The sequence below is a fragment of the Sphingobacterium kitahiroshimense genome, assembly GCF_025961315.1.
Classification (GTDB): domain Bacteria; phylum Bacteroidota; class Bacteroidia; order Sphingobacteriales; family Sphingobacteriaceae; genus Sphingobacterium; species Sphingobacterium anhuiense.
The window spans coordinates 19,336-45,842 of sequence record NZ_JAOQNK010000001.1 but is presented as its reverse complement, the minus strand read 5'-3'; the positions used below and the strand labels follow the sequence as shown (position 1 = coordinate 45,842).

General features: G+C 38.7%; 23 protein-coding genes. 5 read left to right on the top strand and 18 right to left on the bottom strand.

Annotated features, from left to right (window positions below; genetic code table 11):
* Nucleotide 1: 1 nt before the first annotated feature.
* Together M2265_RS00245 and M2265_RS00240 are read right to left on the bottom strand one after the other, a co-directional pair.
* Entirely contained in the window at nt 2–5,440 is a 5,439-nt protein-coding gene (locus M2265_RS00245; RefSeq protein ID WP_088161945.1) for an N-6 DNA methylase, read from the bottom strand.
* The gene (locus M2265_RS00240) at nt 5,427–5,864 is read right to left on the bottom strand and encodes a DUF1896 domain-containing protein (RefSeq protein WP_088161944.1); all 438 of its coding nucleotides are present in this window, start codon (nt 5,862–5,864) and stop codon (nt 5,427–5,429) included. The genes M2265_RS00245 and M2265_RS00240 overlap by 14 nt, the downstream gene beginning before the upstream one ends.
* A 227-nt stretch (nt 5,865–6,091) precedes the next feature.
* On the opposite strand from M2265_RS00240, the gene M2265_RS00235 reads away from it, so the two are divergent.
* From M2265_RS00235 to arsB, 5 genes are read left to right on the top strand one after another with little or no spacing between them, the layout of a single operon-like run.
* Nucleotides 6,092–6,421 carry an ArsR/SmtB family transcription factor gene (locus M2265_RS00235; RefSeq protein ID WP_088161943.1) on the top strand — a complete coding sequence of 110 codons (330 nt, stop codon included), beginning with the start codon at nt 6,092–6,094 and terminating at the stop codon, nt 6,419–6,421.
* A 57-nt stretch (nt 6,422–6,478) separates the two neighbouring features.
* Nucleotides 6,479–6,943: a DUF6428 family protein gene (locus M2265_RS00230; protein WP_088161942.1), complete on the top strand. Its 465-nt coding sequence runs from the start codon at nt 6,479–6,481 to the stop codon at nt 6,941–6,943.
* Nucleotides 6,944–6,971: 28 nt separating this feature from the next.
* Nucleotides 6,972–7,745 (top strand): metallophosphoesterase family protein, encoded by a 774-nt coding sequence (locus M2265_RS00225; protein ID WP_088163586.1) that lies wholly within the window; start codon nt 6,972–6,974, stop codon nt 7,743–7,745.
* 17 nt (nt 7,746–7,762) lie between these two features.
* Complete coding sequence (gene gcvH, locus M2265_RS00220; RefSeq protein WP_088161941.1) at nt 7,763–8,140, top strand: glycine cleavage system protein GcvH; 378 nt, start codon at nt 7,763–7,765, stop codon at nt 8,138–8,140.
* Between the two features lie 7 nt (nt 8,141–8,147).
* A complete protein-coding gene (gene arsB, locus M2265_RS00215) occupies nt 8,148–9,176 on the top strand; it encodes an ACR3 family arsenite efflux transporter (protein ID WP_088161940.1) in 1,029 nt (342 codons plus the stop codon).
* Between the two features lie 31 nt (nt 9,177–9,207).
* Here arsB and M2265_RS00210 read toward each other — a convergent pair whose 3' ends face one another.
* From M2265_RS00210 to M2265_RS00135, 16 genes are all read right to left on the bottom strand, one after another.
* Nucleotides 9,208–10,089, bottom strand: a complete 882-nt coding sequence (locus M2265_RS00210) for an ORF6N domain-containing protein (RefSeq protein ID WP_088161939.1) — start codon at nt 10,087–10,089, stop codon at nt 9,208–9,210.
* Nucleotides 10,079–12,172 carry a type IA DNA topoisomerase gene (locus M2265_RS00205; protein WP_088161938.1) on the bottom strand — a complete coding sequence of 698 codons (2,094 nt, stop codon included), beginning with the start codon at nt 12,170–12,172 and terminating at the stop codon, nt 10,079–10,081. The genes M2265_RS00210 and M2265_RS00205 overlap by 11 nt, the downstream gene beginning before the upstream one ends.
* A gap of 6 nt (nt 12,173–12,178) precedes the next feature.
* Complete coding sequence (locus M2265_RS00200; RefSeq protein ID WP_088161937.1) at nt 12,179–13,627, bottom strand: DUF3945 domain-containing protein; 1,449 nt, start codon at nt 13,625–13,627, stop codon at nt 12,179–12,181.
* A gap of 85 nt (nt 13,628–13,712) precedes the next feature.
* Complete coding sequence (locus M2265_RS00195; RefSeq protein WP_002978404.1) at nt 13,713–14,021, bottom strand: helix-turn-helix domain-containing protein; 309 nt, start codon at nt 14,019–14,021, stop codon at nt 13,713–13,715.
* 12 nt (nt 14,022–14,033) lie between these two features.
* A complete protein-coding gene (locus M2265_RS00190) occupies nt 14,034–14,387 on the bottom strand; it encodes a helix-turn-helix domain-containing protein (RefSeq protein ID WP_024566644.1) in 354 nt (117 codons plus the stop codon).
* Between the two features lie 250 nt (nt 14,388–14,637).
* Complete coding sequence (locus tag M2265_RS00185; protein ID WP_088161936.1) at nt 14,638–15,483, bottom strand: RteC domain-containing protein; 846 nt, start codon at nt 15,481–15,483, stop codon at nt 14,638–14,640.
* Nucleotides 15,484–15,819: 336 nt separating this feature from the next.
* Nucleotides 15,820–17,346: a sacsin N-terminal ATP-binding-like domain-containing protein gene (locus M2265_RS00180; protein WP_132768724.1), complete on the bottom strand. Its 1,527-nt coding sequence runs from the start codon at nt 17,344–17,346 to the stop codon at nt 15,820–15,822.
* 99 nt (nt 17,347–17,445) lie between these two features.
* Entirely contained in the window at nt 17,446–17,877 is a 432-nt protein-coding gene (locus tag M2265_RS00175; RefSeq protein ID WP_132768725.1) for a hypothetical protein, read from the bottom strand.
* 12 nt (nt 17,878–17,889) lie between these two features.
* The gene (locus tag M2265_RS00170; protein ID WP_132768727.1) at nt 17,890–18,897 is read right to left on the bottom strand and encodes a helix-turn-helix transcriptional regulator; all 1,008 of its coding nucleotides are present in this window, start codon (nt 18,895–18,897) and stop codon (nt 17,890–17,892) included.
* A 42-nt stretch (nt 18,898–18,939) separates the two neighbouring features.
* Nucleotides 18,940–19,836 (bottom strand): class I SAM-dependent methyltransferase, encoded by an 897-nt coding sequence (locus tag M2265_RS00165; RefSeq protein WP_132768729.1) that lies wholly within the window; start codon nt 19,834–19,836, stop codon nt 18,940–18,942.
* Nucleotides 19,837–19,859: 23 nt separating this feature from the next.
* A complete protein-coding gene (locus M2265_RS00160) occupies nt 19,860–20,615 on the bottom strand; it encodes a radical SAM/SPASM domain-containing protein (protein ID WP_132768731.1) in 756 nt (251 codons plus the stop codon).
* Entirely contained in the window at nt 20,587–21,213 is a 627-nt protein-coding gene (locus M2265_RS00155; protein ID WP_132768733.1) for a polysaccharide deacetylase family protein, read from the bottom strand. Before M2265_RS00155 ends, M2265_RS00160 begins: the two co-directional genes overlap by 29 nt.
* 104 nt (nt 21,214–21,317) lie before the next feature.
* The gene (locus M2265_RS00150; protein ID WP_132768735.1) at nt 21,318–22,502 is read right to left on the bottom strand and encodes a glycosyltransferase family protein; all 1,185 of its coding nucleotides are present in this window, start codon (nt 22,500–22,502) and stop codon (nt 21,318–21,320) included.
* Nucleotides 22,503–22,526: 24 nt separating this feature from the next.
* Nucleotides 22,527–24,017 carry a Gfo/Idh/MocA family protein gene (locus M2265_RS00145; protein WP_132768737.1) on the bottom strand — a complete coding sequence of 497 codons (1,491 nt, stop codon included), beginning with the start codon at nt 24,015–24,017 and terminating at the stop codon, nt 22,527–22,529.
* Nucleotides 24,018–24,101: 84 nt separating this feature from the next.
* Entirely contained in the window at nt 24,102–24,959 is an 858-nt protein-coding gene (locus M2265_RS00140) for a TauD/TfdA dioxygenase family protein (RefSeq protein WP_132768738.1), read from the bottom strand.
* Nucleotides 24,960–25,212: 253 nt separating this feature from the next.
* Nucleotides 25,213–26,376: a hypothetical protein gene (locus M2265_RS00135; RefSeq protein WP_132768740.1), complete on the bottom strand. Its 1,164-nt coding sequence runs from the start codon at nt 26,374–26,376 to the stop codon at nt 25,213–25,215.
* Nucleotides 26,377–26,507: the final 131 nt, after the last annotated feature.

Genomic DNA, 26,507 nt, shown 5'->3' with positions numbered 1-26,507 from the left:
ATTACAATACGCCACGAGGCAAATGAATACCTTTTGTCCGTATAATGCTTTCCTGAACCTTTGGGGCTTCGTTCTGCTTTTCTGCCTGCTCCGGAACATCTTGTTTGGTTTCCGGTGTAATGGATAGCTGTATCTTTCTTTCTACGGCAGCCAGTTCCGTTTTAAGCTCACTCAATCGGCTTTCCTTAGACCAAGTACCGTTAACCACTTCCTGAAGTATAGGCAGGTCTTTTTGTATTTCAGCAATTTTCTCCTGTTCCTGCTTCACAAAGCCCGGCAATTTTTCCAAAGCCCTTAGAAAATTCATTGCAGCAGTTTCGGGGTCTTTTGCCATTAAGCCGTTATTGTAGGTGTATTTGATATTTCCTTCGCCCTGCACTAAAAATCGGTTTACCCGAATATCCGCACCTTCTTTTTCTGACATTTCTGTTTTTACCAACAACGTAAAGCCATACAAGCTGCCTATCTCTTCATACTGACCTGCGGTGCGGGCTTTGTCCGCAATCTCGTTCAGCTTCGCACCGATTTGTTTCGGATTTGCATTAGGCGGCAAACCATCCAACAACACAGGATTTTCTATTGTACCGTCCGAACGCTTTTGCAGGCGTTGCTGTAAGTTTTCCCAGTCGGTACTCATCCGGTTCAAACGGGATTGAGTGCTTTGCAACATTTCTGTATAATCCTGCACCTTAAATTTGGCACTGGATTTAGAACGGTTGAACGCCTGCTTTTCGCTTTCCAGTCCGGCAATCTGTTTTTCCAGTTTGGCTTTATCCAACAGGTCTGTATTTCCCGACAGTATTGCCACGTATTCCGAAAAGTTCATTCCCGATTTTTCGTCCATACTTCCCTCGTCAATCGTTCTTTTGGTCAGGTTGTTGGTCTTTAACTGGTCGATGAAAAGCTGCTTATTGTACAGCAGGTTGAATTTGTAGCTATCCAACGATTTTTCAACGGCATAGATAATCACAGCCACTTTATTATCGGCAAAGAATTTGGCAATCTCGTTGCCTTTACGGATTGCCCGCCCGTCCCTTTGGGCAAGGTCAGACGGTCGCCACGGCGTATCTAAATGATGAACGGCAACGGCTCTTTTCTGTGCGTTTACGCCAGTTCCGAGCATACTTGTAGAACCGAACAGTACACGGATTTTACCCTCATTCATCCCGTTGATAAGTTCCCTGCGTTGCTTATCATTTTTCGCTTCCTGAATAAACCGGACTTCGTGTGCAGGTATGCCGTGGTCTTCCACGAGCTTGCGTTTGATTTCGGAGTACACATTCCATTCGCCCGGCTTGTAGGTTCCCAAATCAGAGAAAACGAACTGTGTTCCTTTCTGTGCGTTGAACTGGTTGTAATACTTGGCAATGTTTGCGGCACAATGCGAAGCCTTGTTGTCGGGATGGTCGTCGTAGATACCACTTACCATACGCATATCGAGCGACATCTTACGGGCGTAGTCCGTAGCAATGAGCATCTTTGCTTTTTCTTCCCTTTGCGATAAAGGTTCTCTACCGAGCAAAGTTGCATCGCCCGTTTTGGCAAACTGCATCAGGCTTTGTATAAAGGCTTCTTGGTCGGGTGTTGGCGGTATATTGTACAATACCTCGTTCTTGTTGGGGCGGTCTATACCAATATCCTTTGCCGTTCTGTAATCCGTGATTTCAGAATAGAACTGCGCCAGTTCCGGCACTTTGATAAAGTAGCGGAAACGTTCTTTAGCGACAATATTGTTAGCTACCGAAAATTCATAATCGGTCGTTTTCCTTGCATAGATAGCTGCCCACGCATCAAAAGAATGAATGCCCTGTTTTTCCAGTGCACGGGGGCGCAGGTATTTAAACAGCAGGTACAGCTCCGTTAATGAATTGCTGATAGTTGTACCCGAAAGAAAGGTTGCCCCCATATCCGCATTGGTACGCTCCTGAATGGTGCGGATTGCAAAAAGCAGGTTCAGTGCCTTTTGGCTGCCGTCCACGTTCCCCAGTCCGGCAACCCGTGTATGACGGGTGTTGAACATCAGGTTTTTGAACTGGTGGCTTTCGTCCACAAACAAATGGTCTATGCCCATCATCTTAAAGTCCACAATATCATCTTTGCGGTTTTCAATATCGTGTTGCAGCGTTTTCAGCTTTACTTCAAGATTTTCTTTCCGTTTGATTACCCCTGCGAGCATTCCCCTTGTCACTTCTTTGCCCTGCGATTTCAGTGCATCGAGGTTACGTTCAACGCTGTCTAATTCTATTTCGAGAATTTCCTTTTGTATTTCGGGCGACTGCGGTATCATTCCGAACTGGTCGTGCGTAAGTATCACACAATCCCAATCATTATTTTTAATATCCCCGAAAATCCGCAGGCGTTTCTTTGGCGTAAAATCGTCAATACCTGGATAAAGGATTTTAGCGTGTGGATAGGCTTTGCGGTAGTCTTCAGCAATGGCAGGTATGTTCGCTTTCAGCCCTATAATCATCGGCTTATGGGCTAATCCCAAACGCTTCATTTCCTGTGCTGCGGTACACATTATCAGTGTTTTTCCTGCGCCTACTTCGTGGTCGCAGATAGCACCGTTGTTCAGCTTTATCATCCAAACGGTGTCCTTTTGGCTTGAATACAGGTCTTCAATGCCTGCTCCCTTACGGTCTAATCCCGGAAATTCCTGATGACTTCCGTCATAGTTCGGGCGAACGAAACAGTTAAACGTATCGTTGTACTGGTCGGTCAGCCTGTTTTTAAACTCATCATTTTGTGCGTGTAGCCAGTCGGTAAAGGCGGTACGGATTTCATCAATCTTGGTATTCGCCATTTGTATGGCTTCCATATCCCGTACTTTAACTTCTTGGTCGCCAACCATTACTTTTTTGGTAATATCAGGTGTGGTATTGACAAGGGCGTGTTTGAGCAGGGCAATACCGTCAAACGTGCGGCTTTCCGCTTTGACGGCATATTTTTCCCAAATGTGCATATTGCCCTGATGACACTTCACGGAAAAGTCGTCGGAGCTTTCGGAATAATGAACCAGTACATCCGCATCGAACAGGTGCGAAGCGAAACGGGCATAAATTCCGGTAGGCATCCATCGTTCGCCGAGGTTAAAATCCAATTCCTCAAATTCGATACGTTTTGGTCGGGCTTCCTCTAAAGCGGTAAGGCTTTCTTTGGCTTCGGTATCATCGGGATTGTTTTCAAGATAAGCTCTTACTTCATCGGCTTTCTCAACTACGTTGCCTGCAATCCACCGTTCGGCTATTTCGTATTCCTGTTGTAGCGGATTGTAGAACAACCGCCCGTGCAGGGCTTCTTTCAGGGTATCGGCAGGCAGGCTGCTGATTTCGGACATAAAGTCCAAATCCACGTTTCCGTACTTGTTTAGCGAGGCGGTTAAAGCCTCTTCGGGATTATCGGTTGCTAATGTGGTGGTAGAAAAGCTAACGGGACGACTGAAAATATCCGCTTTGTGGATTACGCCGCCAATGATACGCTCCAGATAAGGAATTTCTTTGCCTGCGCTGTCCGTCTTTATCAGCTTGGCATTGTCGGCAGCATTTAGATTGCCATATTTTTTGACAAAGCCATCGTACAGGAGGTTCAGGGCTTCCCGTTCTTCCTTGTGTTCGGTCTGCTTTTCAGCTTCTTTTTGGTACAGGTTGATATAACTGTCCCTTACGGCTATGTAGGCTTCGGCTCTTGCTTTCTGTGAGGTCGGCAATTGCAATGGATGAAAGATTGCTTTTTTGTCTTCCTTTTCCACCTCTTGCAGATAACCTACCCAACCATTATCCACCACAAGACAATCGTTACGGTGGAATGATTGCAGTTCACCTCTATACGGGGCAGGTTCAGGAATAGCATTAATATTGATAGCGGTAATGGCTGTCTTATCAGACTGGCCATTACCGTTTATTTGTGAAAACAGGTCGCCGATAGCTTCCTGTTTTTTGCCGTTAACCTGATTGGTTCCATTAGCAGCACCATTGGATTTTAGCGGCGTATAAGGTTGCTGCCTTGCACTGCTGAACAGGTCGGGCTGACGACCTATTGTGCCTCTTCTTTTTTTATTGCTTTGCCTTTTGGTTTGGGTAGTTCTTTTAGGCGGAGCAAGAACCATTACAGGTTCGCCCACACTTTCAAACAGGTCAAAAATGCTTAGTTGCTTTAATTCCTGCGGGCTTTCCTGATGGACTACCGGAGTTGTTACAAATTGCGGCTTTTGCTGAATGATTACAGGGTCGATAACCGGAGGTGTAACCTTTGGTTCAATCGGAATTTGTATCACAGGCTCATCGTTCCGTTCGCCTTTGTATAAGTTCAAATTTAGGTGCTTTCCAAAATCTTCGGAAAGCATTTGCTTCAAATCTTTGGCAATGCCCTCAACACCGTCTTTATGCGTGTAGATTAAGGCGGGTTGCCCGTATGGGTCGGTATCTAATTTTTGGTCGGTATGGATAATTCTTGTATTGTCCTGAAAGAGCGCATTGCCCGGCGTATTGTATTCGGATGGCTTGCTTTGGCAAAACAGATCTTCCCTGTCGGTCAGATTTTCTTTTGCCGTATTCTTTTGCAGGATAATCAGGTCGCTTCCGACTTCCGTACCTGCATATTCCGTAAACAGGTTGTTGGGTAATCTTACAACCGAAACCAAATTATTATTCTGCATTAACGCCCTGCGTATGGGTTCATTTTTAGGACTGTTCAGAATGCCCTGCGAAGTGATATAAGCCAATAATCCGCCCTCACGCAGCATATCTGCACCTTTCAGGAAAAAGTAATTATGTATGCTTCGAGCAGCCTGTACTTTGGCATCGCTGCTGCTTCGGGAAAAGGACAAATCAAATACAGAGGTATCGCCAAAAGGTATATTACTGGTAATTACATCATAGCTGTTTTGTTCCCTTTCGGGGATTTCCTCAAAACCGTTTATACGGATATTGCTTTCGGGGTAAAGATGCTTTAAAATCTTTCCTGTAAGCAAGTCCTTTTCATAAGCGGTAACACTGGTTTTTGGGTTTTCTGAAAAGGATTGAATGAATGAACCGATACCTGCGGAGGGTTCGAGGAATTTGTCAATGTGCAGACCATTATCCCGCAAGGCGGATGAAATGGCATCTATAACCTTTGGCGGTGTATAAAAAGCCGTAAGTACGGAACTTTTCATACTGTCCACATACCTGCGGTATTGCTTATCGTCTTCGGAATTTTCTTTGAGCAGTTGGTGGAGTTCCTGCGTGAGTGGAAAAAGGTCGTGTTCTGTTTTTCTCCAATGATTGATGTCTATTTCGTTTTCTACGGGGTTCAGAACGAATTTAAGACCGCCAAATCCGCTGTATCGCATCATTAGCAGTCTTTCGCCTACGGTGGCTTGCCGTTTCTCCTTTTCCAATTTAAAAACAATTCGCAGGGCATCAATATTCTGTTGGAGATGGAACCGCTTACTGAAGCCCATTTTCCTCAATCCATATTGAGATGGTTCCGGTCAGTTCGGTATAGAGTAAATCAAACTCATACCCGTAGGCGAAATCATCGGTTAATTCATATCCTGCGAAAACAGGCTCACAAACGGGAAACATTTTAAGGGCGAACGGTCGCAGTTCCTCGTCTGCCATTATAGTATCAAATTCATTGCATACCACTTTGAAAACCGTGTCGAACTTGGAGAAGTGCAAGCCCTCAAAAAGTATGTAGTTGGCTATTTCGTTGCATTGCTCAACGGCGTTTCCCGAACGGAAAGCCTCCTCATAAGCATTGGCAGCCCACGAAGACCGTTGGTCAATAAATTTTTGGTCGTGCGCCTTTTCGGGAAAGCTGCTGTTTAATAATTCTTGCAGTCGTAATCTGAAATACGACAGGTCTTTTTGCTGTACATCCATACTTTATTTTGTTTAGAATTTTACTTAAATCCTAAAATTATAAGCAGGAGCAAATGCCTCTGATAATGTTGTAGGGTTTGGCTTTGAAAGGCAGGATTTGGCTATTTACAATAGAAATTTGAAATGATAATTTGTACAGAATTGGTGCTTGGATATATGTTTTTTCACAAACTATTTTTGTGGTTTAAATATTTATCGTAATATTGCGATACACAATTACAGATAAAATGGGCGTAACAAAAACTGAAATATTTACAGAACAGCAAAACAGTTTAGCAACCTCTTTAAAGGCACTGGCTCATCCTGCCCGTATAGCTATCCTGCAATATATTGTTAGGCAAAATGCTTGCATTTGTAATGACTTGGTGGAAGAATTAGGATTGGCACAGGCTACCATTTCACAACATTTGAAAGAACTGAAAAACATTGGCATTATCAAAGGAAGCATCGAGGGAACCAGTGTATGTTACTGCATTGATGAAAATGTTTGGCAGAAACTAAAAAATGAACTCAATATGTTCTTTGTAGATAATGTAGGAGTTGATAAATGCTGTTAAGCATTTTTTTAAACGTATTAATCGCAATAAAGCAATATAACAATTAAATAAAAAACAATGAAACTATCAAAAATCAAAGAAATCTTACCAGCATTAGATAATGTTGAATTTCAAGTAGAGAACGGAACATTTGTACCGGAACATTTCCACGTTACAGAGGTAGGCGTTATTACAAAACACTTCATTGATTGTGGTGGAACTATCAGAAACGAAAAAGTTATCAATTTCCAATTATGGAATGCCAACGATTTTGAACACAGATTAAAGCCAACCAAATTATTAAATATCATCAAACTATCTGAAGAAAAACTGGGTATCGAAGATGCCGAGATAGAGGTAGAATACCAAAGCGAAACAGTTGGTAAATACGATTTGGATTTCAACGGAAACCATTTTGTACTAAAAAACAAACAGACTGCTTGCCTGGCAAGTGATGCCTGCGGCATTCCTGCGGAAAAACAAAAAGTAAACTTGGCAGAATTAAAAGATGCTTGCTGTACGTCTAATTCGGGATGTTGTTAAACTAAACTATCATATAAAAATCAATAAAATGAAAATTGCATTATTCAGCGACATTCACGCCAATCTACCTGCATTAGAAGCATTCTTTGAAGATGTAGAAAAAAGAAATCCCGATAGTATTTATTGCTTAGGCGATTTGGTAGGTTATAATATTTGGGCAAACGAAGTAGTAAACGAAATCCGTAAAAGAAAAATACCAACCATTGCAGGGAATTATGATTTTGGCATTGGACGTATGAGCAACGATTGCGGATGTGCATACAAAACCGAACCCGAAAAGGACAACGGCAGCATATCTATTTCCTTTACAAATTCTATTATGAAAGATGAAGAAAGAGCCTATTTGCGTACACTTCCGGCACATATCAAAGTAGAATTTCAGTTGAACGAGGATAAGCTCAATTTACTATTGGTACACGGAAGTCCAAGAAAAATAAATGAATATTTATTTGAGGATAGGGAAGAAAAAAGTATGCTTAGGATAATGGAACAAGCAGACGCAGACATTATGTGTTTTGGGCATACACACAAGCCATACCACCGTATTTTAAATTCCGGTATTAACGGACAAAATCATTTCAGACACGCCATAAATATAGGTTCGGTAGGTAAACCAAAAGACAGCGATGTAAGAGGTGGTTATGTAATGCTTACAATCAATGAAGATAGTTCTGTATTGGATAAAGACAGTATCAGTGTAGAATTTATACGCTTTGATTATGATATTGAAAAAGCAGCAAAAGCAGTTGAAGAAAGCCCATTGCCAAACGAATACGCAGAAAATTTAAGGAGAGGTTATTAATCTAAAAAATCAGAAAAATGGAATTTCCAAACGATGTAAAATATTCAAAAGAACATACGTGGATAAGCGTACAAGAAAACATAGGTACAATAGGAATAACAGAATTTGCACAAAGTGAATTGGGCGAAATCGTATATGCAGACTTACCCAATGTTGGATATAGTTTTCAGCAGGACGAAGTATTTGGCTCTGTTGAAGCGGTTAAAACGGTCAGTGATTTATTTATGCCTGTATCGGGTAAAATCATTGAAACCAATAAGCAACTATTACAAGAACCAACATTAATCAATTCAGCACCTTTTGAAAAGGGTTGGTTGATAAAAATAGAAATCAAAGACATTACCGAATTAGAAAACTTATTGACATCAAACCAATATAAAGAACTTACAAATTAGCCAAGCAATGCAACCAAAACTAAAATTCTTAGACAGATACTTAACCTTATGGATATTCCTTGCAATGGCAGTGGGTATAGGTTTAGGGCATTTCTTTCCAGGCATTTCAAGAATTACAAATACTTTATCCGTTGGCACTACAAATATTCCATTGGCAATAGGTTTAATACTGATGATGTACCCGCCATTGGCAAAGGTTGATTATTCATTATTACCCCAAGCGTTTAAGGATAAAAAAGTAATCGGTATATCCTTATTGCTCAATTGGGTTATCGGTACATTGCTGATGTTCGGATTAGCCGTTTTGTTTTTACGAAATGAACCCGATTATATGACAGGCTTGATATTGATAGGATTGGCAAGATGTATCGCAATGGTAATCGTATGGAGCGATTTAGCTAAGGCAAACAGAGAATATACAGCGATGTTAGTTGCCTTAAACAGCATCTTTCAGGTACTTTCTTATAGCTTCTTAGTTTGGCTGTTCATCAATGTATTACCAAGCAAATTAGGATTGGCAAATTTCAATGTAAGCGTATCAATGAAAGATGTTACAGAAAGCGTATTGATATACTTAGGTATTCCTTTCTTAGCAGGTTTTATAAGCCGTTACGCATTGGTAAAATCAAAAGGTATAGAATGGTATAACAGGAAATTTGTACCGAGAATATCGCCCATTACATTATATGCTTTACTGTTTACAATCGTATTAATGTTCAGTTTAAAAGGCGATAAAATATTAGAGTTGCCAATGGATGTGGTAAAAGTAGCCATACCGTTAGTAATCTATTTTGTACTGATGTTTTTCGTCAGCTTCTTTTTCAATAAATCCCTAAAAGTTCCTTACGACAAAAACGCATCAATCGCATTTACAGCCACAGGAAACAATTTTGAATTGGCAATAGCCGTAGCAATAGCGGTTTTCGGTATTCATTCCCCACAGGCATTTGTAGGCGTTATTGGACCATTGGTAGAAGTTCCAGTACTGATATTATTAGTAAGAGCAAGTTTATGGCTAAAGAAGAAATACTACTAAACAAGCCCTCCAAAAATTCGGAGGACTTGTTTTATCGCTTATTTAGGATTTGAAGCATCCTGCCGACTTCAATATCCATTCGTGAAAAGGCAAACCATTTTTTGCCCAGGTCTTTGAGTGATGCTCCTATGTGGTAGAGTTCTGTATGGTCAATAATCAAAAAACGGTCGTGGGCATCGGAAAACACTTCAATGTCTATCGGAGGATATTGGCTATTGTAGCGTTGTAAATCTAACCGTAACTGATTGCTGATGCTTTTGGTAAGGATTGTAGCGGTTACATTAGTCTTACGCTTACCCAACAAAGTAAGCACCGTATCATCCACATAATTATCAAGCAGGATAATAGAGCTTTCGGCACTTCGGATAATATCGGAAACAAAGGCGTAGGCATCAAATACCTGCCCGTTGTAGAAAATGCCTTTTTCGCTGTGCAGCTTGTCGCTTTCCAAAGCCTTAAAAATCTCTTCAAATTTTTGGTCTGCTTCCAGTTGCTTTAATTCGATATTATCCAAACGATGAAACAAAGAAGCATTGCTAATGAGCATACGCCGCATTTCTACAAAGGCTTCCATTATTTCCACACTCATTTTAACGGCTATATCAGACCGAAGTATGGCAGATGCCATTGCAACGCCTTGTTCGGTAAAAACATAGGGCAAATAACGCCTGCCGCCGTAGTTTAAACTTGAGGTTCCAATTTGGAACCTCAAGTTTTCAACTTCCTCTTCGGTCAGTTGAAAGCAGAATGATACAGGAAATCGCTCAATATTCCTTTTAACGGCTTTGTTCAGGTTCTTTGTTTCTACCTGATATAGAACAGCGAGGTCGCTATCCAACATTACCTGTTTGCTCCGGATAGTATAAATCAGGTTTCTGATTTCTTTGGGTACGATTGACGGTTTATTTTCCATTGCGTTTACTGCTTTTGTTTTTCTCAAACTCAAAGGCGCTTTCAGCGTTTTCTTTCAGAATGATGTAAGCATCGAATTTCTTTCCGGCTTTGCTTGTCATTCCTTTGATAAGAGAGGTTTTGCCTTTATTTACAAGGCTTGTTACATTTTCGATACTGATTTGTACACCGCAGACGGTGCGGAATTGCACCCAGTTACAAGCCTCATCAGGGCATTTCACAATCTTGTCACGGATAATGAGTTGCTGATTTTTGCATTTAGGGCAGGTCAGTTTGGGTTGGTTGGTGCTTGCAATTGATGTTTGCAGCAGTTCATCAGTAATGGATTTGGCATAGGTTTCCATTTCCTTTTGGAATGTTCCGGCATCCGCTTCGTTATTCTCGATTTTCTGCAATGCCAATTCCCATTCGGCGGTCATTGCCACGTCTGCAATTTTCCGGTCTTTGACAAGCCCGTACACCTGCAATCCTTTTTCCGTAGGGATTAAGGAACGTTTATCCCGTTGGATATAATTACGGGTAAACAAGGTTTCGATAATGGCGGCTCTTGTTGCAGGCGTACCGATACCGATATTTTTGAGGGCTTTACGTTCTTCCTCATTCTCGATTTCTTTCCCTGCGGTTTCCATAGCGGACAAAAGCCCGGCTTCGGTATAAAGCACTGGAGGTTTGGTCTGCTTTTCCAAAACGGTGGCTTCCTTTATTTTGAGTTCCTCACCTTTATTCAGTTCGGGTAGTTCCTGCACTGGCTCTTCGCCGTCATCGGTAAAACTTCCCTTAATGGAACGCCAACCTGCTTCCTGAATTTTACAGCCTTTTGCCGTAAAGTCGTAATGCAATACCTGTAATGATACATCGGTTATTTCTTTGACACAGGCTTGTGATATGGCTTCGAGCAATCGAAACGCAATCATATTGTAAATCTTGTTTTCGTCTGCATTAAGTACGGACGGTACTTTGTCCGTAATCAACAAACCGTGATGGTCCGTTACACGGAGGTCATTCACGATACGTTTGTTGAACCGTCCCCATTTAATTTTGGCAAGGGCTTGTTTGCAATCTTCACGGTTCTGCAAAGCCCGCACAAGATTGGGAATTTCTGCCCACATATCTTCAGGGATATATTTGCTTCCGGTACGTGGGTACGTGATAAACTTCTTTTCGTACAGGCTTTGGGCAATATTGAGCGTTGCTTCAGCAGATAATTTCAGCCTTTTGTTGGCTTCTTTTTGTAAGCCTGTCAGGTCAAAAAGCAAGGGCGGTTGTTCTGTAACGCTTTTGGTTTCTACCGAGGTAACGGTTGCCGTTGCGCCACGCTGAATAGCTTTAAGGGTATCATCGGCAAGCTGCTTTTCGTCCCATTTGGTTGCGGAAATACTTTTGAAATCAACCTGCGCTTTATTGTGCGTTAATTGTATCTGCCAGTATTTCTTTACCGTGAAATTCTTATTGTCGAGGTAACGTTTGCATATCAAAGCCAGTGTAGGCGTTTGCACTCTTCCGAGCGAATAAATTCCACTGCCTGCGGCAATGCTCAATGCCTGCGTAGCATTGATGCCCACAAGCCAATCGGCACGGCTTCTGCCTTGTGCTGCCTGATACAGCCCATCAAATGCTGCCCCATCTTTCAGGTTGTCGAAGCCCTGTTTTATTGCCTTTTCGGTAAGCGAACTTATCCAAAGGCGTTCAAAGGGCTTGTTGCATTTCAGGTATTCATAAATGTACCTGAAAATGAGTTCGCCCTCACGACCTGCATCGGTAGCAACGATGATGCTGTTGCTTTGCTTAAAAAGTTGCTCAATGACTTTCAGTTGCTTTAATGCGCCAGTATCGGCGATGTATCCTTTATCTTTTTTGACCTTGCGGACGGTCAATAAAAACGGGTTGGGCAATATCGGCAGGGATGCTTTATCAAATCCCGAAATGCCATAATCTTCGGGCATTCCCAGTCCTATTAAATGACCGAATGCCCACGTAACAAAATAGCCGTTACCTGTCAGGTAGCCGTCCTTTTTATCGGATGCGCCCAACAAGCCGGCTATCTCTCTTGCTACGCTTGGTTTTTCTGCAATAATTGTTTTCATATCACATTACATTTTTCTGCCTTTGGATTTTGCAGGCTTATTGTCCTGTTGTTCCTGCTGCTTTTCATTTTTCGGTCTTTGCTGCCCAGACTTCAAAGGTTCTTGGACGTTCTTGGTCGCTTCGTTGGTTTTGCCCTCCGAATTGACGGCAGTCTGCGTTTTATGGCTTTCGGCAGGTTCTACTCTTGCTTTATACTGACCGGGAAACTCAAAATTGGTCTTTCCGGTATCTTTGTCGAAAGTGATATAGCCCTTATACGGTTGGTCTTTTTTATCTTTCAGTTCAACATATATGGTTTGTCCGGCTTTGAACTTGTTGTACTGCTCATCATCCAGTTCTTTGCCCCTGAAAGTTCTTGGAGCTTCCTGGGGTTGGCTTTGCTGGGTGTTCTGTTGGTTCGTTTGCGCTTGCTGATTGTTGTTGCTCCTGTCAAACAGGAACTCAACATATCGTTTGTCCGCATTGAATTGTACGGTTGCCGAAAACTCCGTTCCTTTCGAGGAAATCATACCCTCTAAATAGAGTGGTTTGCCCTCCATCAGCGTTTGCTTTTGTTCCTCATTCAGCTTTACACCCTTAATTTCATCGGGGATTTTTATAAACTCCGTGCGTAGCGCAATCACATCATTGGTCAGCCTATCAATGCTGATAATGGACGGCATCAGGTCGCCTGTTTTGGAATTTACGAGATTGACCACACGCCCCATATTGCCCGTTTCGAGCAGGTTTTTCTTGTCTTCATCGGTAAACTTGTGACCGAAAAACTCAAAGTGCAGGTTAGGTTCTTTTTTGATACCGTGTATTGCTACGATAACATTGCCGTCTTCGCCTTGCTGCAAAGACAGGCGGGCATCTGTGCGGAGGATAGAGCCACCGAGGTTAATACCTATCGGTAAAAGTTCATTGGTTTTGTAACCTCGTAACAAAGGGTCAAGCAAGTTTCTTTTTTCAAGATACTCTTTGCTTAATCCGAGGTTTTTCATTGTGTCCCAATCAATCTGCTCCGGCTTGTAGCGGTATTCGCTTGTTTCCGTTGTTGTTTGTGCTGTTGCCATATTATTTTGATTTTCTTGTTTTTTATCGGGTTGGGGTTCTGCTTTCACTTCGTGTTCTTTCAGCACTTTTTCGCCCTCCGGTGTGGGCTTATCTACGTGCTTTTGGAGTTCCTGTGCTTTTTCAGCAGCAACCGGGGTAGGCACTTTGAAGAAAGTAAAGTTTGTAGGGTTCTTTAACTGGCTGAAAAAATTGGAAAAGAAGTTGGAAAAGAAATCGCCGCTTTTGTCCACACGCATAAACTGGTTTTGGTTTTTCTTGGTGGGTTCCACGGTTTCCATTTTCCCGTTTTCGTCAATACTCTTTACCGCCTGGATTTTCATTTTCTCTTTATCCAGTACGAGTAATATGTCCGAAAGCTGTTCGGGCATTTCCTGTTTATTTGTTGTTTCTTCGCTCATATTCTGAAAATTTTAAAATTTTACGGTCGAATGTAAAGGAAGCCTTCACTGATTTGCGTTATGTGGCACTCAAAGGCAGTGTTTGTCACTTATTGGCATCCAGTTTGGGCAAGGGCGGGTTAAAACTTTCCCTGATGAACTGATGCACATCGGACAGTTTGTAATACAGTTTTCCGCTAATGGTATAATATGGGAGCTTGCCTATGGAGCGATACCGTTGCAGGGAACGGTTACTTATTTTCAGCATTTGCAATAAGTCCTGATTATCCAGTAGTTCCTCGCCGTCTATGCTGTTGCGCTTCTTTTGTAAATCGTCTATGTGGTTGCCGAGAATGTCAAGCCTGTCCATTATGCGTTCCATCCACGCCACAAATTCCATTTTGTCGATATTCATACGTGTACGCTTTTAATTATTACCTGATTTCAGCTTTCTGCCTTTTTCGATATAGCTTTTGCCTTTCGCCATAAGCTGCTCTACATATTCATCGGTGGTCTGCACAGCGTTAGCGTTGAGCATTTCCTTGATAGCACCAATCGTATAGTAATACTGCCCGTACATTTTTGAAAAGGCTATCTGCCCATTGGTGCGCATACGCCACAATGTTTTTTCGCTGATGTGGAGATACTGGCAGACTTCGTGATTGTTGAGCCACAAACTATCGTAGCTTGTATCTTCCAGTTTGAGGATATATTCGCTAATGGCTTTCAACCGTTCGTTGAGGTGCTTCCACACTTCTTCGTCAACTGTTATAATATTCATAGCACTGTTGTTTAATATTCACAGGACAAAATTCAGAAGTGTGGCAGTGTTTGTCTGCCAATGCGTACCCATTGGTTTGGCACTTTTTTGATTTTTTTTGCAATGAGAAAAACCCTTGTTTAATAAGGGTTTTAGCGGGGTTGGGATATTTTGCGGGTAGTCTTTTGCCAACATTTGCCAATTGGCAGATATGGGCAAACAAAAAGCAGTAAACAAAATGTACTGCTTTAAAACACCTATGCTGATACAGCTAAAGGTCTTTATCCATATATTCTTCGAGGGAAATTTTGAGTTGGTCTAAAAATACCGTCCGGGAGCCTGCCCTTGTTTTCATTCGGTGGAAAGAATGATGTATATCGTTCAAGGGCGTTCGGAATAAGATTTGAAAAATCAATGCTAATTTTCTGATACCTATTTTACCGTGTGCAATAGATTTGGAAGCATACAGGGCGTAAATCAATTCAATAAGTGCATTTTGCGAGTTAGTCCACGAAATGTCTTTGCTCGCATCCCCGTTCATTAAAATGGTATCGGGATTTTTTTCAGGGTTTATTTTGGTAAGCAAAAAAGTATAAAGTAATTCATTGGCTATAATATGGGCAACTTTGTTATCGTAATAGGTTGAAAAACTAAGGTCAATTTCAAACACGGCACTCTTTAAACCATCGTGGTAATTGACTTTTCCGAGCTTGAAATAACTGTGGTCACGGTCTGTTCTGCCTGCACGGTAGTACCTGTAAAAATCCTCGTTGGATATACTTTCCTTATATTCGGATTTGAGGATTTTCAGTTGATTTTCAAAATAACTTTGGTGTATTCTCCCGGTACTTACTGGGCAGGTAGTTTCAATGCGGAATACTTTATTGTAATAAATAAGTTTTCCTAAAATCTGCGGTTTGATGTTCTTGAAAAAATTGATTTCCTGCTGTTCGTCCTTAAATCCGGTTTGTAAGACTTTCATCTTTATGGTAAACAGCATTTCCTTTAGGAATAAGGTCATTTGATAAGCCTCATCCGCAGTTTGCATCATTTGAGAAGACAGCTTGTCTTCCTGATGCTGAATTTCCGATAATATTTTGTTCAACACGATTTCCATAGCTTAGAACGTTTAGAGATTAGCACTATTTGTTTCGGAATTACATCTTCGTTGATTTGCCAAAACTTGGAAATATTAATGAAACCAATATCACAGGTTGCCCCCATATTGGGGAAGATTTATTTTCAACTGGGATTTTTTACGAATATTTCAAAACGGAAAAAGGGTTAAGTATGCTACGACTTAACCCTTTTTTTATTAAATTTGCAGTAATGATTTACAAGGTAATCAGATGAAAGCGAGTGCAGTAAGCACCATTACTAAATCGTTACCGATAGCATTTTCGGTTCTTGTAAACTACTCTTTATTAGCCACTTTGGGCTATATTAATCTTTTTTACAAAAAAAAATCGATAAGTGCTATATTATCTTCCACCGTAAAATTGTCTACAAAAAAAGAAGAAGAAATAAAATCTTCGAATTGATCAACATCAAACGTATAAACACCTAAACTGATCAACGAACTTATAGGCTCTAATGGTGGTATAAAAGACGAAGTAGTAAAATTTCCATCGCTATTCTCATTAATGAAATTAATTAACAATTGACAATCAATCACCTGAGTAATCGCCGATCTATCATAGATCGCTTCATCTATCTTGAGCAAATCTCCATCGTTATTTGGGATAAAGGATATAGTAGACAGGGCAATTTCCAATCCCTCATTAAAACTGCGACTTAATTGATTTCCTGAAAGTTTAGAAGGAATTACGGCTAAAATATCTTGTCTGTAAGCGCTATCTTTATGAGCCAATTCTGCAATCCATGAAAAATATCGAAGTGGGATTTCCTTGAATAACCAATTATTCCAGACCACATCTTGATGCAACTGCTGTCGTCCTGCATCTGTTAAAAAACTCCCATTAACCAAAAATGGTAAATTATAATTAACAGAGGTCGGCAAATAGGTAAAAATAAGTCTATTACTCGAATCAACAGCTCTTAATCTACATGCTTCCAACTGTACAGCAAATGCGATTTCCGTAAATTTTGCCTCTATAAGTTTTTTTGGTGATTTATCATCTGCACTAATCGCGGATTGTATTTCCTCATTTATTTCAAATGTTTCAGTTTTAATTAACCAATCACTCAGTTTAATATCGTTGCGCACTAAAGAAGTGATATTCCCGTCGGTTAATTTCTCTAGGGTAAGCGATTCTTCGGCATATATCGCAATCCTTACTTTTTTGCTCCTTAAAAAAAGTACTATTTGGCTATCAGAGAACAATGCATTTATTGATGATTTTAATTCTTCAATTTTATCGTAAGCTATGACCGTGGAAACATTATAGTCATTTAACTCTGGTAAGACCTTAAAATGCTCGGGCAGATCATTCCAAATGGGAATAATCTGCCAGGGCATCTTTATATTTTCTTCTTTGTTTTTAATTCTTCTTTCAGACTCCCACAGCTCTTTATTGCCCCATGAGCTATTCCAATGCTCTTTCCAGTAATTTCGATCAAATTTAAAACAGTACTTTCCCGATTTGATATACACTAATTTCGAATGTGAAAAAACAGACTTGAAACCGATGCCTTTAAATCCCGTTTTTGTAATGTCACCTGTTTTTGTCCCATCCCCTGCACTTGATATACTTTCAATGTCTACTTTAGTAAAAGAAGCTCCCTTGTGGGAAAAGATAACAAACTCATTAATAAAGTCTATTCTGACATCCAATGATCCACTTTCGTTGCTCGAGTCATCCGCATTTTGAAGCAACTCATAAATAAACCGCTGACTATCCGTATTTATATCTCGTGAAATCGTATCACAAAGATTGGAAGTTGTAATAGCCAGTTCTGGATTATTATAATCAGAATTATGCGTGGTAAGATTATTAATAAATTCTTTTTCGTTCATCATATTTCTTTAAAAATAGGTTTTTAATATAGCTATATTGTAACTACATGTTGCCAGCTTCGACATGCAGTTTCTTTTCATTTTTGAAGGATTATCTTTATCTTATATAGTATTCAAATGTTCACTATATAATAGGGAATCCAAATCTATTCCTGTATCCCTTAAAAACTGTAATAGAGTCTGAGAAACATTTTGGATCTCAAAAGCTGAAAACCCAAAATTAATATCATCTTTTATTAAGACAACTGACTTAAACCATGTCTCGCATAAGGCGAAGAGTGCCTCTTTGATGAATAATATCTCAGGGTCATCGTAACTTATAAAATAAGTGTCTATTTTGGAGAGTATTTGATATTTCGCCACGATAATGTTCATAGATTCTATTAACGGTATTCCTACATTCAGGTATTCCTGATTTTGATCATATATCTTACGCAATTCCTGCAATAAGATATCCATTGCATTCTGGATAGTAGTCTTTAGATCCCTGTGTTCAGATTGAAGTTGTACTACCTTTTCTAGATATTTATTCATACCCATCTTTGATTATGATCTCGAAAAAGAATAGCGTTGAAATAATTCTCGTACAATTTCTTCAATTGAATCTCTAAATGTAACAGGTGCAATAACCTCAACATCATTGCCAAATGAAAGGACTATGCTTTCAAGCTCTCTATTGAGCTTAAGATCAAGATAAATCAATCCATTTTTATAGCGCTGCGATCCATGAATTGGCTTAGACAATACGTAGGGTAATCGATTGGGTTTGAACTTTAGCACCACTTCCACTGTTAGTTGATCAACCAAATTAGTGACGCCAACGATATCATAAAAATAGTCATCAAAGTCAATTTGAGAATTTCGATACGTAATAGTTTCTAATGGCTGAACGTCACGGATACGGTCTAATGCTAGATTTTGAATCTGACCGTTTTCTTCATTGCACCCAAATAAAAACCAGCGGTTGTTATATTGCTTTAGAAAATAGGGATGTATGATATAGTCCATTGGTTCCGCTTGTTTAAACCCTTGATAATTGATCGATATAACCTGACTATGGATTATATTTTGGTAAAGTGGTTCGAGATATTCGAGTCCTTTTAAGAATTCATTATCTTCAAATGAAATGACAGAACGTTTTTGTTGATCTAACTTGAGACCAGAACTTAGTTTTGCTTGAACTGTATTTAACCACTCTAACTGGGGCATCCCCTTAATCCTGCCTAAAGTCTCCAATGTCTGCTGTATCTGTTCCTGTTCCGCAGGATTGAGTGGCTGTTTGAGGATCGAGAAATCGACAGAGCCATAACGATAATAGACACGCTTTCCTTCTTTCATGGAAACTATGGGTGCTTGATAACCTGCCTCACTCCGCATAAATGTAATATCGTCCAACAGCTGCCTACGTGACACTTTAGTTTCTGAGCCTACATATGCTGATAGTTCACTGGTACAATATGCAATAAGATCAGCAATAAAGTATTTCTTCCATTTGTTGGAAAAACATTTATCAAGTAATTTATAACGTATTAACGCATGTTTGTTTGTTGCCATCTGATAATCAATTTTTTAGAATCTGATTTAAGATTCTATTAACTAAGCTATCCTACTCACCTCGAGAACAACTAAACCTTTTTCGAAAGCAGGAAAATCTGTTCGCTGGACTTTAAATTTTCTAGCATGTAAAAACTCCACCCACCGGTCTATAATAATCTGTTCGTCTCTTCTATTAGCGTCGTCCATAATTATAACCATCTTATCAGAAAAAAAATTGTAAAGCAAAGGTACCGCAGGATATCGAGCTAAAGGTTGCGTTGATCCTGGAGGTCCATCTATTACTAAACAATCAATCCCTTCTCTTTTCTGAATAGTTTTTAAATCATACCATCTATAGGTAATTCCTTCTACTTCCACATTGACTAATGGACAAACTTTGACACTACAATTTTTATCAATTCCATTCAACTCAATATTAGCTCTTGTTACGTTAGCATATGACTCTTCGTGATCAATAGACAATAGGTGCCCTAATTGATTTAACTGAAGCGCTGTTCCCAATATAATGGAAGAGACACCACTACTCAACTCAAAAACAAATTGGGGTTTCCTTTTTAATACTATTTCAACAAGTTTTAATAAAAAATCTGGCGATCCTACCCAACCACGTGTATTTGGTAAATGCTTAAGATTAGGCAATGATCTATAAATAGATAGTAAAGATTCCATCTGTTGAAAATAGTTCTGCATATTAAGATTAATCTTTCTTTCCAATAACGAAAAGTGATCTTGCAAGACGAAAGCCCCTTCCTTAAAGTCTTTAGATGAGGCATGAACATCATGTTGCATTTTCATTGCTATCAACTGGTCCGTAAAATATCTTAATTGGGTTTCATTCCGTGACAATATCTCTTTATATTCATTAAATATTGAAATAAATTGCGGCAAGCTTTGGATAGCTTTTAGAAAAGTGCTTACCCCCCTAAATAATCTCATAAAATATAATTGTTAAAATTCCTTTAAACATTTACAATGTAATCTGAGCATTTAGAACACAGTTTATAATTCTCTCTTAGCCCCTGTCTCAAATCATTGATTTGTTTCTGTCGTTTTTCCCCATACCATATATCAATTATATGCTCATCTTGAATGCGACCAATACTGTGTAAACCGTAATAATCAATGCAACACATTACGACAGTGCCGTCATATCTGATATCTAATTTATTCTCGATTTTTGAACATGCGGCCTTGATCGGAAAAGTGTATTCTTCCTGTTTAAAATCTACGTAACCTGCCCTATTAGAAAAATCTTCACCTCCTCCTTTCACGACATAAAAATCCCATGGATGTGTCTTTAACCCTAGAATACTTTCAAATTCATTCACTTTAAGCTGAAAGTCTTCCTCCGATTCCCAGTCATATACAGATAGTGCAAACTCTTTAATATTATAAATACTCAATTTTTCCACAGTATCTTTCGTCAGGAAATCACCATTAGTTACAAGATAATTATTTAGACCTAGATCTTTACATCGTTGAAAAAACGAAAATATCCTTTTATCAGTAAACACTTCATTATAAAAATGAAATGCAATCAAACCAGAATACTTTATCTCGGCCAATTCATCTAATACTTTATAAACAAGTTCCTCAGGCATTCGAGCTTTTATCCTATTATCACTCGTACGAGTACAAAAAGAACATGTTCTATTACAAAATGAATTACACTCAATCGAAATCTTTTCAAAAAGTGGATATGGTTTTACTTCCATTGTTTCTTATTTTATTTATAAAACCTTCTATACCATCAAAATACGTGATATACTTCCGGGGGACTTCAAATATTGAATTACAATTTTCTGCATTTCCCTCAATACAGGTCAATGCATTGGTAAAACCAATTTTCTTTACGATTTTTCTGACCCCTATATTGTAAGCACCATGTGGATAAGAAAAAGAATTCACTTCTCTGCAAGTAATTTCTTGCAAAAGTTCTTTACTTCTATAAATTTCGTCATAGGCTACTTCCTCGCTTAACTGGGTCAATTTATGATGATTCATCGTATGTGCACCAATTTCCACCCCCATGTCGCTTAGCTCCTTTGTCTTTTCTTTGGACAAAATTTTGAGCTCTGGATTTCGGATCTTTCCCCAATTGGCCGGCTTTCCTAAACACCCAGCGACAGGATAGATTGTGCATGGAAATCCAAACTGATCTAAAATGGGGAAAGTAATATCATAAAATCTTTCACATCCATCGTCAAATGTCAATACAACCAAGTCTTCAATTATCTCTTGTTTATTTACGATCATATTAACAGCTTCACCTAACGATACAACCTTTTTCTGCGAATCTCTAAGATATTCCATTTGTAATTTAAACTTTTCGATATTGCAAAAACAATCCAAATTTGCATGAATACCTGGCTTTTCGCCTATCTGATGATACAGTAAAATACTAATTCCGATACTCACTATAAAGATTCACTAAGTTTTTTGCCTGCTAATTCCTCAATGTTTTTCACAGAACATTCTACACCATTTATATCTATTGTTAAATGTGACGAAGTAGATCTATTAAATTGCAAAATAATTTTTTCTATTAGAACAGGAACTCTTAGATCATCATAGTTCAAAATATCGAGACACCCTTTACGTTGGAAATATGCTATTCGTAAATCTTGTTCAGAATTATTACCCTTAAAGACCCTATTATAGATAAGCAATGATTTCTCTGTAGAAAGTGATTCTACCATAGAATTATATCCGCCCAATGAAATAATCATTTTTGCATCTCCCATTTCTGTTAAATACTCTGTTCTATTAAATTTTCTCAATTCTATTGTATTTGAAAATAGTGACGCGACCTTAGCTTTTTGTCTTTGAAAATCAGACTGGAATGCGCCAGAGAACAAAATCATTTTATGATCTAATTTTTCAGACAATGGCAAATGGCAATCTATCAATGCATCTAAAAGTTCATTACCCAAACGACCGCCAGCAACAGAAACTAAAATAGTTTTTGACAATTGTGATTGGCTAAGTTCAATTTCTTTTGAAACAATATAACCAGTATGGACAATCGGAACGCTAATCTTGTCGAGCATAGGAAAAGAATCTAAAAGTTTGATATGTTGTTTATCACCATGCACTAGAACCAAATCATATAGCTCATTTATAATATCACATATATAATCATCCCTTTCACTTCCGGTACTCGAATCTATTATTTCTCGCACACTACAGATAATCTTTGATTTACCATTTATTTTTTTAACTTGTTTTATTAATTTTCCCACTTCATTTTCAAACAGCAATCCAAATGGAAAATGTTCTGTGATTAAGATATCTACATTAATTGATTCTATTATATTTGATATTATATTCCATCGATCAGCAAAACAGATATCCAAAGAAATATTGCTATCTATAGGAAGCAAATACTCAGCACCTTCCTCTTTATATATAGCAGGTATTTGAACTATATTTATGCCCTTTGGAATTTCAAAATTAGGAACAGGTTCTCCACCGTTTATAAAGTATACATTAAAGCTATCAGTCAGCCCTTTTGCTAATTCAATCATTCTAACAAAATGCCCTAATCCATATACATATTGACAATGAATCAGCAACGTCAATTTTTCTTCACCTATTATCATAATCTAAAAAACACATCATTAATACTACGACATACAATTCTCAAGGAAAGATTTCCCAAAAACACTATCGGAACTGATCGAATAAGACGCCACCGATTTGTCAATATTTGAACGGTAAGTGCCACTCATAATTTGTACTGGAAAAAGATGGTCATCCAATAAAGATGTCATCTCGCTTTTTAATTTTTCACTAGATAGATAGGCTACAAATTCTTCTACTACTTTAAATTTAACCCATTCCATCGTAATCATGTTACCTGATTCTTTTGGACTATCATTTATTAGATCAGACACTTTGTAAACTTGTGGCTGTTGCAGACCATTGGAGATTAATGGATTTCTAAATACATAAATATCGAAATGGTTCTTTCCGCCCAAGTCCTCCTCTATAGCATGAGTATCATGCCTATCATTTCCTTGATAAGCATGTATTTGAATACTTTGGAATGGTCCTTGTTGAATTATATAATTCTCATGTTTGATTCGTCCATTTCCCTTATATAGATCATTTCTAGGGGTAACCCAGGTTCTTCCAGCAAAGCCGTTATGAACTAGGTTTACAGAAAAATTAGCTACAACTTCCTTTTCTTTTTTCAATGTCAGAATGGAAGAAAGATCCATCTCTCCATAATGGGCAAAAACTGAAGATAATTCCCTGTCTGTCCATCGATGTACAGCATTGTATTTATGACCAAAAACAAATTTATAGTCGTTCTCAGTAATTTGCTTAATGAAACCATTTGGCCTAACAAATGAACTGAAGACATCCAATTGGTCGGCTATTTTCTCCTTATCTATGGATGCTTTATAGAACTGATATATAGTATCAAATATGTGATACCCACTGTGAGATGCTTTTCCATATCCTGTACAGTATGGGTGATAATTTTGTGTTACTATTTCATTGGGTAACCTCCATTGACCGTCACTGTGGTAAGCTTGAATGAAAGTAACTGGACATTTGGTCAAAGTAGCAACTTCTCGTATTTGCTCCTGAACAAACTGAAATCCTTTATGAAATCTACGATGTGAATTTATGATAAAAACAGTCTCTTTTATATTCTGAAGTCGATTATAATCATGAAGTAAATCTTCATAGTCATCAAGGATACCTTTGGCATCTTCATAACTTGACACGACATTCGCTCTAGTTGTGATAGGTTTGTCCATCAAAATATTCAGTCCATTTGCCAAAGCCCACTTGGCATATGCATAATGAACCAAAGGTTCAGTAGCTATTACTACCCCATCGATTTTGTTATTACGAAGAAATTCAGAAAGATCACCCACCACACTATCTGGTAGACTTCCTTCAAAAGGATCAATAAACATAAAACTGGTTTCAAGACCAACGTCTAAACTTTCCCTAATTTTAGCTTCTTGATCTTTCAGATCGATGATCAACGCTATGGTGGCATTTTCTATTTGTTCAAATGCTGGAATATAAACTCTTCTTGCGTGAGGTCCACAACCAATTAAGATAATATTTATATGTTTCTCTAATTCACTTAACATTCAATAATATTATTTATATTTTTATCCCCAAAATTTATAAATCTTACTAAAAATATCCTATTTAAACTTTGGATATTAAAAAAATCAAAATGGATATTCACCAGCAATACTGACCCTTTTTAAAACTCTCCTTACAGTTGAATCAAATGAGGGTCTATAGTGTAATGTTGCCCTATTATCCCAGAATACTAGATCACCATTTTCCCATCGATGCTCATATTTACAATCTATATGTTGAACGTGGCGGTACAATTCTTCAAGTAATCTAGTTCCTTCTGCTACAGAGAGATTTTGAAATTCAAGCTCGTACGCAAAATTTATATACAATATCTTTTCACCCGTCAAAGGATGAGTCCTAACCAATGGATGTGGATAAACATTCCCTGGGGGGATATCTATTGCCCGATCCACGTACTTACATTTTACAGATCCAAAAGGTCTATGGAAAGGATTATAAACAATAGTTTTAATACTCTCAATCATAGCTTTCATATCACTATCCAAAAGTGCATATGCTTTGGCAATGTCATACCAAATAGTATTTGCTGATCTCTCATTTACATCAATTGCATATAACATCGATGCCGCACTTGGATATTTTAGCCACTGATGGTCTGAATGCGGCAGAACTTCTTGATGCCCTAAATACGACTTTTCAAATTCTAGAGCTTGATTTCCAACAACAACAATAGAACTCTGTCGATCTTCACTTCCCAAGACCTGATTCTTACTATCAGTAGTAAAGGGAGCACCAAACCTAAATGCAAAATCTTCAAATTGTTCATTATTCAAACTCTGTTTTTTGAACACAACAACACGATATGAATTAAGCAAAGTTTGAATTTCAACAATCTTAGCTGATGTCAAATCAGTTTTTATATTAAAGTTTTCTATAACAACACCGACTCCATTCTCGGTATATTTTAATTCCATTGTAGACATCAACTATTTGTTAAAAGAGAGAATCTTAATTTATATTTTTTCATATTTAAACTCAAGAAATTACAGAGTACTGTTCAATAAAATATGCGATTAATTCGAAATTCATCAAGCTTATTTTAATTGCTAATAGGTTTTTTGTTCGTGAATTCAACACAATCTACAAACAATTTACATCATCTTCAAGTTTCTTTAATAAATTGTTTAAAAAAGCATGAATTCGTTTAACTTACAAAATTGATTGATTTTTCACCAATTACCATTGAAACTGATAGATCTTGCCTCGGATAGGAATATTGAGCAGCATGCCCTCCATTTTTGATTTTTTGACGTTGACATAACCGATAACACGAGAATGTGGCATAATGGTGTTGATCTTTAGATAGCCCTGCGAAATACTGTTCCGGATATCGTACTGGGCATTGTCGTATTTCTGAACATTCTGCTTTGCTTGCTGGTCTGCTGCATACTGCGCCGAACCGCTGTGCCCTACTGCAACATTTTCTCCATATGCAACCGCTGCACCGCCATGATTGTTGACTACTCCAACTGCACCTGCTGATGCCAACGCTGAATACCCTGCTTGACTGGCAGCCTGGCTTTCGGCAAATGCATTGAAAAATGAGCTCCACCCCTGCTTGCGCTTGACTTTTTTCATATACTTATCATAAGGGATGATTTCTTCTTTACTGGCCTTTCCACCTTTGAAACTAATGACACTAAAATCGTCTGGGTTGAGCACGATCTCTTCATCTGTTCCATTCTCTATAGTGATATAGCTGGCATAGTATTTTCCATAAAGATTTTCTTCGGTAAATTGCACTGCAATCGATACGCCATCAACATAATAATACTGGATAACACGTCCATCGTTATAATTCACCTTCCGCTCAATAAGCGGATATATATCCTGATCTTCGGTAAGGGCATTCATAGGTAAATGGTTGAGATAGGATGTCTTCACAGGATTTCCTTTTTCATATCGGATATACCAGTTGTGTGCAGGTAGACCGTTGGTGTATTCTTGAACCATAAATGGTTGTTCTTTGCTGTCGTAGGTGGTAACGTTTCCATGTGGCTTACCACTAGTGGAAAAATTGCCTTCTTGTACTTTCTTTCCTTTTTTATCAAACACTGTTACTTTACCTGTCCATACGGTCTTTGAGTCATCGTTCTTATCAACATGTAGAGCTCCTTCGGCAATACCTTGCAACTTCCCATTTTTCCAGTAATCGCGGATTTCGCCTATTGGTCTTTTTTGATCGTCAAAACTCATTTCACGGTAGAATACACACTGCTTTTTAGATTCAACGCCTTTGCTGTGGGCATCGTAATACAAAGTCACCTTACGCTGGGCAAATGTCAGGTTCATAATACTGGTTAAAACGGCAAGGGTTAGCATTAAAATTGCTCTTTTCATATACAATAGTTTGTGCCACATAATCCCCGATGTGGCGGTCAAAAAAATGATTAAAAGGAAGTGCGGGAACGAAAACAGATGCTTGCACGACCAACATAGACATACTCTTGTGTCTTGTTGATACAAAAATA

What these genes read in the sequence shown, in the direction of transcription:
- M2265_RS00245 (WP_088161945.1), bottom strand. Translation starts at nt 5,440, where the DNA reads ATGGGCTTCAGTAAGCGGTTCCATCTCCAACAGAATATTGATGCCCTG.
- M2265_RS00240 (WP_088161944.1), bottom strand. Translation starts at nt 5,864, where the DNA reads ATGGATGTACAGCAAAAAGACCTGTCGTATTTCAGATTACGACTGCAA.
- M2265_RS00235 (WP_088161943.1), top strand. Translation starts at nt 6,092, where the DNA reads ATGGGCGTAACAAAAACTGAAATATTTACAGAACAGCAAAACAGTTTA.
- M2265_RS00230 (WP_088161942.1), top strand. Translation starts at nt 6,479, where the DNA reads ATGAAACTATCAAAAATCAAAGAAATCTTACCAGCATTAGATAATGTT.
- M2265_RS00225 (WP_088163586.1), top strand. Translation starts at nt 6,972, where the DNA reads ATGAAAATTGCATTATTCAGCGACATTCACGCCAATCTACCTGCATTA.
- gcvH (WP_088161941.1), top strand. Translation starts at nt 7,763, where the DNA reads ATGGAATTTCCAAACGATGTAAAATATTCAAAAGAACATACGTGGATA.
- arsB (WP_088161940.1), top strand. Translation starts at nt 8,148, where the DNA reads ATGCAACCAAAACTAAAATTCTTAGACAGATACTTAACCTTATGGATA.
- M2265_RS00210 (WP_088161939.1), bottom strand. Translation starts at nt 10,089, where the DNA reads ATGGAAAATAAACCGTCAATCGTACCCAAAGAAATCAGAAACCTGATT.
- M2265_RS00205 (WP_088161938.1), bottom strand. Translation starts at nt 12,172, where the DNA reads ATGAAAACAATTATTGCAGAAAAACCAAGCGTAGCAAGAGAGATAGCC.
- M2265_RS00200 (WP_088161937.1), bottom strand. Translation starts at nt 13,627, where the DNA reads ATGAGCGAAGAAACAACAAATAAACAGGAAATGCCCGAACAGCTTTCG.
- M2265_RS00195 (WP_002978404.1), bottom strand. Translation starts at nt 14,021, where the DNA reads ATGAATATCGACAAAATGGAATTTGTGGCGTGGATGGAACGCATAATG.
- M2265_RS00190 (WP_024566644.1), bottom strand. Translation starts at nt 14,387, where the DNA reads ATGAATATTATAACAGTTGACGAAGAAGTGTGGAAGCACCTCAACGAA.
- M2265_RS00185 (WP_088161936.1), bottom strand. Translation starts at nt 15,483, where the DNA reads ATGGAAATCGTGTTGAACAAAATATTATCGGAAATTCAGCATCAGGAA.
- M2265_RS00180 (WP_132768724.1), bottom strand. Translation starts at nt 17,346, where the DNA reads ATGATGAACGAAAAAGAATTTATTAATAATCTTACCACGCATAATTCT.
- M2265_RS00175 (WP_132768725.1), bottom strand. Translation starts at nt 17,877, where the DNA reads ATGAATAAATATCTAGAAAAGGTAGTACAACTTCAATCTGAACACAGG.
- M2265_RS00170 (WP_132768727.1), bottom strand. Translation starts at nt 18,897, where the DNA reads ATGGCAACAAACAAACATGCGTTAATACGTTATAAATTACTTGATAAA.
- M2265_RS00165 (WP_132768729.1), bottom strand. Translation starts at nt 19,836, where the DNA reads ATGAGATTATTTAGGGGGGTAAGCACTTTTCTAAAAGCTATCCAAAGC.
- M2265_RS00160 (WP_132768731.1), bottom strand. Translation starts at nt 20,615, where the DNA reads ATGGAAGTAAAACCATATCCACTTTTTGAAAAGATTTCGATTGAGTGT.
- M2265_RS00155 (WP_132768733.1), bottom strand. Translation starts at nt 21,213, where the DNA reads ATGGAATATCTTAGAGATTCGCAGAAAAAGGTTGTATCGTTAGGTGAA.
- M2265_RS00150 (WP_132768735.1), bottom strand. Translation starts at nt 22,502, where the DNA reads ATGATAATAGGTGAAGAAAAATTGACGTTGCTGATTCATTGTCAATAT.
- M2265_RS00145 (WP_132768737.1), bottom strand. Translation starts at nt 24,017, where the DNA reads ATGTTAAGTGAATTAGAGAAACATATAAATATTATCTTAATTGGTTGT.
- M2265_RS00140 (WP_132768738.1), bottom strand. Translation starts at nt 24,959, where the DNA reads ATGTCTACAATGGAATTAAAATATACCGAGAATGGAGTCGGTGTTGTT.
- M2265_RS00135 (WP_132768740.1), bottom strand. Translation starts at nt 26,376, where the DNA reads ATGAAAAGAGCAATTTTAATGCTAACCCTTGCCGTTTTAACCAGTATT.